Here is a 6,622-nt window from a genome sequence, read left to right on the forward strand (position 1 = left end):
GTGTGTGGTGAGTTTCTTGTAGTAGACATTAGACTAAGGAGACCACCACACACTTATAAGCTGTATTGTATGAGATAACTAAACGAACAAAAAACAGCTAGCTGCACTAAATTAAATACCTGCTTATCTAATACTATCTTGTGATTTCATCTTAGCTAACTCTTTTTTCGTTTGGGCCTTTACAAATTTTCTGCCATTACTCCAAATCCCTAGTAAAAATAGCTCCCCTATTAGCGTAATTAGAATAAATTTAAGAAGGTTTTCATTATAAATATCAGCAAACCATACATACATAGCAACGATCGGTAGTAAAGCAGGCAAAATTGCTCCATAATAGGGAGATTGTCGTTTAGACAATATATCTTGGATGGCAATTATTAAAATGATTATGACAATCCGATATAATTCGTTCATTACTTACCATTCCTTCCTTTTTTGTATTTCTCAATAATTAATTTTGCGTCCTCTAAACTAATCCGGTCATCAATTGTAAGTCTTTTTATAAAGCTAATGAATTCCTCATTTTCTTCAGCGGCATGTAATTTAATTTTTTCAATCACCTTATCTAATCGAATTCTTACGGTTGGATAGGAAACTTTATATACTTTTGCTATGTCCTTCAATGAACCAGAATTCAGCACAAAATTCTTAATGAATTCTAAATCTTCATTTTCCATCGATACGACCCACTCGGGTATGTCTTTTTCCTCCATTTATTTTGCTCCTTTGCAAAAGATTTTTTTCTATTAAGTTTGTGAATAACTGTGCATAAAGATTAATCGAATTCAAATATTAAGCATATTATTTATAAATAAATTAACATATTATTTAACAATGTTCAAATTTACTTTAATAATATTAATATAAATATTAAATTTATAGTGAATAATACTTAGTGTCCATCAAACACCATGCAGCCTTTACAAAATCTATACAATACATTAACAAAATTAAACATAGTCTTCATATTTCCTTTAAATTCGACAAGTATAATAGAGCAAGACAAGTGAATAGCATATGGTTGTGAACATGAGAAACCTACAAAAGAAATAGGATTATAGCTTCATATAACCCTGTGTTTTTTTGTGGGTTTTATTTTGGCTGTTTTGAACTTAAATAATAAGTCTAGAAGTGCCTATATTTTTGGGCACTTGTACCTGAAAGCTAACGCTGATAGGAACTAAGCCAAGATGGACAAAGTGAATAGCAGGAGGTTAGAAATGAATAATTATGAAGATTTCGTAAGGCGATTAAAAGAGGATCAGTTGATTGCCTCAATAAAAAGTCCAAAAAGCTTGGATTTATTTTTAGAAACAAATATTCAATCTGCATTTCTATTAACAGGTAATATCAGTGTCATAAAAAGATATGTAGAGCTATTGAAACAGAATAATCGATTTGTTTTTTTACATATAGAAAAGATACCTGGGATTAGTTTTGACCGGGAAGGGTTAAAATTTATCGCTAAGTTTGTGAAGCCAACTGGGATTGTGACGACAAAAAGTTCATTAATTCAATTAGCTAAGAAGGAAGGGCTAATCACGATTCAAAGACTATTTTTGGTAGATACAGATGCGGTTGAGAATGGGCTGCAAGTTGTCAATGAGATTCAACCACATGCATTGGAGATTATGCCAGCACTCATTCCAGATATGATAGCAAAATTGAAGAGGAATACAAATTTACCGATCATAACAGGTGGTCTTATTCAATCTCAAGATCATATTGATGCTGCACTGAACCATGGTGCTGTCGCTGTTTCGACGAGCAGACCGAAGCTTTGGCATGCTCAATGTCCTAAACAGACAGTACAGATTAGCAAGTGAATTAAGGAGGAAAAGGGATGAAGCGCGTAGAGTTAAAAGATGTCTCCAAATCGTACGATGGCAAGACAAAAGTTATTAAAGAAATTAATGTTGATATTAACCAAGGTGAGTTTTTTGTATTAGTCGGTCCTTCGGGTTGTGGGAAAAGTACAATGCTTAGAATGATTGCTGGACTTGAGGAAGTTTCTAATGGAAGTTTATATATCGGAGAGGAACTGGCCAATAAGCTTGCACCTAGCCAACGAAACTTATCAATGGTCTTTCAAAATTATGCTTTATATCCACATCTATCAGTGCAGCAAAATATCACGTTTGGTCTACATACTAAGAAAATATCTAAACAAGAACAAAAGAAACGATGTCTAGAAGCAGCAGAAATGCTAGGCTTGTCAGAATTATTAAGTCGTAAACCAAGGCAGCTTTCAGGTGGACAAAGGCAGAGGGTTGCTTTAGCTAGAGCGATTGTGACACATGCACCGATATGTCTGATGGATGAGCCATTATCGAACTTGGATGCAAAGCTTAGGGCAAAAATGCGATCGGAAATTCGCCAAATCCAACGAAAATTAGGAATTACGATGATATATGTCACACATGACCAAACAGAAGCGATGACAATGGCAGACCGCATGATGATTTTACATAATGGCGAAGTGCAACAAATTGGTAAACCACTTGAGATATATAACCAGCCCGTTAACACATTTGTAGCATCCTTTATCGGCTCACCTCCTATGAATCTAGCAGACTGTATTGTTGAGGCTGATGCAATAAAAGTAGATGATAACCGTTCAATTCTCCTGAATAAACATGTCACAAATCTATTTCATAAAGGGGATGAAGTCACTTTAGGTGTTCGACCTGAGCATATTCAAATCGCTAAAAACGGGAATATGAGCTTTTTTGCTGATGTTGTAAATGTTGAAGTATTAGGGACAGAAACACTTATCACCTTCGGAGTTGGAAATGGACAATGGATTGCCAAGTGGCATGGGCAGTGGAATATCGACATAGGTGAGCGGGTTCCGTTGTATATCGATGAAAATGATATCTATTTATTTGAAAAGGATAGTGGTGTTTGTCGCTGGCATCAGCAAAAAAAGGAGCAGCAGTCCACTCTTAAGGAGGCTATCCTATGAGTTTACCAGATGTCCCAGCGTCAAGCGTAAAAACTGTAGCCCGAGCTAGTAATAGAAAGAAAGAATTACCAAATTTTATAGTAGGATTGCTTTACTTAGCCCCATCAATTCTACTTTTTAGTCTATTTTTATTCTATCCAATGCTCCGGACCTTGTATTTAAGTTTCTTTCTTACAGATGGACAAGGCGTACCCGTGTCATTTGTAGGATTGGAAAACTTCACATACTTATTACAATCAGCAAGTTTTCAAAATAGTATGAAGGCAACATTACTGTTTGTCTTTTATACTGTACCGATTGGTATTATCCTTGCACTGTTTCTCGCCTTAATTGCAAATGAGAAGGTGAAGGGGATTGGGTTCTTTCGGACGATGTTTTCATCAACTATGGGAATGAGTGTTGCAGCATCATCGGTCATTTGGATGTTTATGTACAACCCAACAATTGGAATATTAAATAAAATTGTTGGGTTGGTAGGAGTGTCAGAGGTTCAGTGGTTACTAGACCCGAAGTTTGCATTAATAGCAGTTTCGGTTTCAACAATATGGATGAACACTGGATTTGCATTTCTTATATTACTAGGCGGATTACAAAACATTGATGAACACTTATACGAAAATGCAGCTATCGCCGGAGTGAGCTATTGGTATAAATTACGACATATTACAATTCCAATGCTATCTCCAACACTCTTTTTTATTATCACCGTCTCACTGATTAATTCGTTTCAAACGTTTGGACAGATTGATATTTTGACAAAGGGTGGCCCGATTGAATCAACGAATGTCATTGTCTATTCCATTTATAAGGATGCATTTGTCAATTACAATGTCGGATCTGCGAGTGCACAAGCAACCATTCTTTTCTTCTGTATTTTAGTGCTTACGATTTTGCAATTTAAGCTAGGAGAAAGGAAGGTTCATTATCAATGAGTATGACAAAGAAAATCGTCTTATATATCCTGTTGACAATTTCTTTTGTTGTCATGATGTTTCCAATTTTTTACGCCTTTATGATTAGCTTCATGCAAGGTGGAGAGGTGTTAAAAGGCAATATTATACCGAACTCGTTTACATTTGATAATTATATTAAGGCCTTTGAAAAAGTACCATTGATTCGTTATTTATGGAATAGCTTTTTCGTTTCGACAATCGTGATGTTCGGACAATTAATCGTTTCAGGGCTTGCTGCGTTTGCATTCGTCTTTATTCCTTTTAAAGGAAGAGAGCTTATTTTCTTTCTCTTTATTTCAACGATGATGATTCCTTGGGAGGCGACGATGGTACCTAACTTTTTGTTAGTCCAAAAGTTAGGATGGATTAATGAATATACAAGTTTGACAATTCCATTTTTCGCACTAGCATTTGGAACATTTTTAATGAGACAGCAATTTAAAACAATTCCTAAAGAATTATATGAGGCATCACAGGTCGCAGGGATAAGTAGATTCCGCTTTTTTTGGAATGTCGTTTTGCCTGTTTCGAAGACAAGCTTCATTACATTAGGTATTTATAGCTTCTTAACAACTTGGAATATGTACTTATGGCCATTGCTTGTTACAAATAATGAAACGGTTCGGACTGTACAAATCGGTTTAAAACAGTTGCAATCACAAGAAATTTCTACTGAATGGGGGGTGGTGATGGCAGCAGTTGTAGTCGTAATACTTCCAACCCTACTTCTATTATTCTTAGGACAGAAGCGTCTGCAAAAAGGCTTAACGCAAGGTGCAATTAAGTAAACAAAATAAGGAGGAATACATTTATGAAAAAGCTACTTATACTAATCACTTCATTATTCTTAATATTTTTAGGTGCATGTTCCAGCACAGACTCTAACTCTGATGTAAAAGGTGATGGAGCAGATAACGGGAAAGAGGGCACTTCATCAAAACAAGAAGTCGTGTTTTGGCATGCGATGAGCGGAGACTTAGAGACTGTATTAAATGATATTGTAACAGACTTTAACGAATCACAAGAAAATATTGAAGTAAAGCCGATTTTCCAAGGTACATATGAAGAATCATTAACAAAATTTAACTCAGTAGCAGGAACAAAAGATGCGCCTACAATTATGCAAGTATTTGAGGTCGGAACAAAATATATGATTGATAGTGGGAAAATCCAACCAGTTCAGAAGTTCATCGATGAAGATAAGTATGATACATCACAATGGGAAGAAAATATTTCAAATTACTATACGGTAGATGGTGAGCAATATTCAATGCCATTTAACTCATCAACACCAATTCTTATTTATAACAAAGATGCGTTTAAAGAAGCTGGCTTAGACCCTGAGAAAGCGCCGTTAACATATAGTGAATTGAAAGACGCTGCGAAAAAGTTAACGAAAGCAGAAGGTGGCGAAACAAGTCAATACGGATTCTCAATTTTAAACTATGGCTGGTTCTTCGAAGAAATGCTAGCGGAGCAAGGCGGTCATTATGTTGATAATGAAAATGGTCGTAAAGGAAATGCTGAAAAAGCAACATTCAATGATGAAAAAGGTTTAAACGTGTTTAACTTAATAAGTGAAATGCATAAAGACGGAACTTTTTATAATGTAGGTCAAAACTGGGATGACATGCGTGCAGCATTCCAATCTGGAAAAATTGCGATGTATTTAGATTCTTCAGCAGGAATTAAAGCAATGGTTGATAACTCTGACTTTGAAGTTGGAGCAGCATACTTACCGATTCCAGATGATTCAGAACGTGAAGGTGTCATCATCGGTGGTGCATCAATTTGGATGTCTAGTGGAATTGAAGAAGAAAAACAAAAAGCAGCATGGGAGTTTATGAAATACTTAACAACACCAGAAGTTCAAGCAGAATGGCATGTAAAATCAGGCTATTTTGCAATTAATCCTGCAGCATATGAGCAAGACATTGTAAAAGAAGAGTGGGAGAAATATCCGCAGCTAAAAGTAACAGTAGACCAATTAGCAGAGACAAAGAAAAGTACTGCAACACAAGGTGCACTAATCTCTGTATTCCCTGAATCACGTCAAAAGGTTGTAACAGCAATGGAAAACCTTTATCAAGGTATGGACCCGAAAGAAGCATTAGACCAAGCAGCTGAAGAAACGAACAGAGCGCTAGAAGTAGCTAATAAAAAACAAGGAAACTAACTGAGTAACGCCCCCTATTGATGATAGATAGGGGGCATTATTGATTTTGTACACCTGCATGTACCTTACATTTGGGTGACGAAGGTGAAAATGGGTATAGTAACTCAGAGAGAATTAGTCTTCATAGGTGCGTTGAAACCGATAATGAGAAAGCCTTTAGTGTGAAAACGTCTTCATAGATGCGATGAAACTGAAAAATATAAGCGAGTTTCCATTATGACAGGTATGAAGACCAAAAAGTATGATGAAAAAGAAAGAAATGTCCTTCATGGCAAGGATGAAGACCAAAAAGTATGATGAAAAGGAAAGAAATGTCCTTCATGGCAAGGATGAAGACCAAAAAGTATGATGAAAAAGAAAGAAATGTCCTTCATGGCAAGGATGAAGACCAAAAAGTATAATGAAGAAGAAAGAAATGTCCTTCATGGCAGGTATGAAGACCAAAAAGTATGATGAAAAAGAAAGAAATGTCCTTCATGGCAAGGATGAAGACCAAAAAGTATAATGAAGAAGAAAGAAATGTCCTTC

General features: G+C 35.8%; 7 protein-coding genes. 5 read left to right on the forward strand and 2 right to left on the reverse strand.

What is annotated here, in order from left to right; translation table 11 throughout:
- Nucleotides 1-123 precede the first annotated feature (123 nt).
- Nucleotides 124-414: a hypothetical protein gene (locus tag J2S19_RS07665; RefSeq protein ID WP_307339596.1), complete on the reverse strand. Its 291-nt coding sequence runs from the start codon at nucleotides 412-414 to the stop codon at nucleotides 124-126.
- The gene (locus J2S19_RS07670) at nucleotides 414-713 is read right to left on the reverse strand and encodes a DUF2089 family protein (protein WP_307339600.1); all 300 of its coding nucleotides are present in this window, start codon (nucleotides 711-713) and stop codon (nucleotides 414-416) included. The genes J2S19_RS07665 and J2S19_RS07670 overlap by 1 nt, the downstream gene beginning before the upstream one ends.
- 507 nt (nucleotides 714-1,220) lie before the next feature.
- Here J2S19_RS07670 and J2S19_RS07675 point away from each other — a divergent pair.
- Genes J2S19_RS07675 through J2S19_RS07695 form a run of 5 tightly spaced genes read left to right on the forward strand, consistent with a single transcriptional unit; the run spans nucleotide 1,221 to nucleotide 6,094 of the window.
- Nucleotides 1,221-1,826 carry a glycerol-3-phosphate responsive antiterminator gene (locus J2S19_RS07675; RefSeq protein ID WP_307339603.1) on the forward strand — a complete coding sequence of 202 codons (606 nt, stop codon included), beginning with the start codon at nucleotides 1,221-1,223 and terminating at the stop codon, nucleotides 1,824-1,826.
- Nucleotides 1,827-1,843: 17 nt separating this feature from the next.
- The gene (locus tag J2S19_RS07680; protein ID WP_307339605.1) at nucleotides 1,844-2,965 is read left to right on the forward strand and encodes an ABC transporter ATP-binding protein; all 1,122 of its coding nucleotides are present in this window, start codon (nucleotides 1,844-1,846) and stop codon (nucleotides 2,963-2,965) included.
- Nucleotides 2,962-3,897 carry a carbohydrate ABC transporter permease gene (locus tag J2S19_RS07685; RefSeq protein ID WP_307339607.1) on the forward strand — a complete coding sequence of 312 codons (936 nt, stop codon included), beginning with the start codon at nucleotides 2,962-2,964 and terminating at the stop codon, nucleotides 3,895-3,897. Before J2S19_RS07680 ends, J2S19_RS07685 begins: the two co-directional genes overlap by 4 nt.
- A complete protein-coding gene (locus J2S19_RS07690) occupies nucleotides 3,894-4,706 on the forward strand; it encodes a carbohydrate ABC transporter permease (protein ID WP_307339610.1) in 813 nt (270 codons plus the stop codon). Before J2S19_RS07685 ends, J2S19_RS07690 begins: the two co-directional genes overlap by 4 nt.
- A 23-nt stretch (nucleotides 4,707-4,729) precedes the next feature.
- A complete protein-coding gene (locus J2S19_RS07695) occupies nucleotides 4,730-6,094 on the forward strand; it encodes an ABC transporter substrate-binding protein (RefSeq protein ID WP_307339613.1) in 1,365 nt (454 codons plus the stop codon).
- Nucleotides 6,095-6,622: the final 528 nt, after the last annotated feature.

Origin of the sequence: Metabacillus malikii (genome assembly GCF_030813355.1) — a bacterium.
GTDB lineage: Bacteria > Bacillota > Bacilli > Bacillales > Bacillaceae > Metabacillus > Metabacillus malikii.

What these genes read in the sequence shown, in the direction of transcription:
- J2S19_RS07690 (WP_307339610.1), top strand. Translation starts at nt 3,894, where the DNA reads ATGAGTATGACAAAGAAAATCGTCTTATATATCCTGTTGACAATTTCT.
- J2S19_RS07675 (WP_307339603.1), top strand. Translation starts at nt 1,221, where the DNA reads ATGAATAATTATGAAGATTTCGTAAGGCGATTAAAAGAGGATCAGTTG.
- J2S19_RS07665 (WP_307339596.1), bottom strand. Translation starts at nt 414, where the DNA reads ATGAACGAATTATATCGGATTGTCATAATCATTTTAATAATTGCCATC.
- J2S19_RS07670 (WP_307339600.1), bottom strand. Translation starts at nt 713, where the DNA reads ATGGAGGAAAAAGACATACCCGAGTGGGTCGTATCGATGGAAAATGAA.
- J2S19_RS07695 (WP_307339613.1), top strand. Translation starts at nt 4,730, where the DNA reads ATGAAAAAGCTACTTATACTAATCACTTCATTATTCTTAATATTTTTA.
- J2S19_RS07685 (WP_307339607.1), top strand. Translation starts at nt 2,962, where the DNA reads ATGAGTTTACCAGATGTCCCAGCGTCAAGCGTAAAAACTGTAGCCCGA.
- J2S19_RS07680 (WP_307339605.1), top strand. Translation starts at nt 1,844, where the DNA reads ATGAAGCGCGTAGAGTTAAAAGATGTCTCCAAATCGTACGATGGCAAG.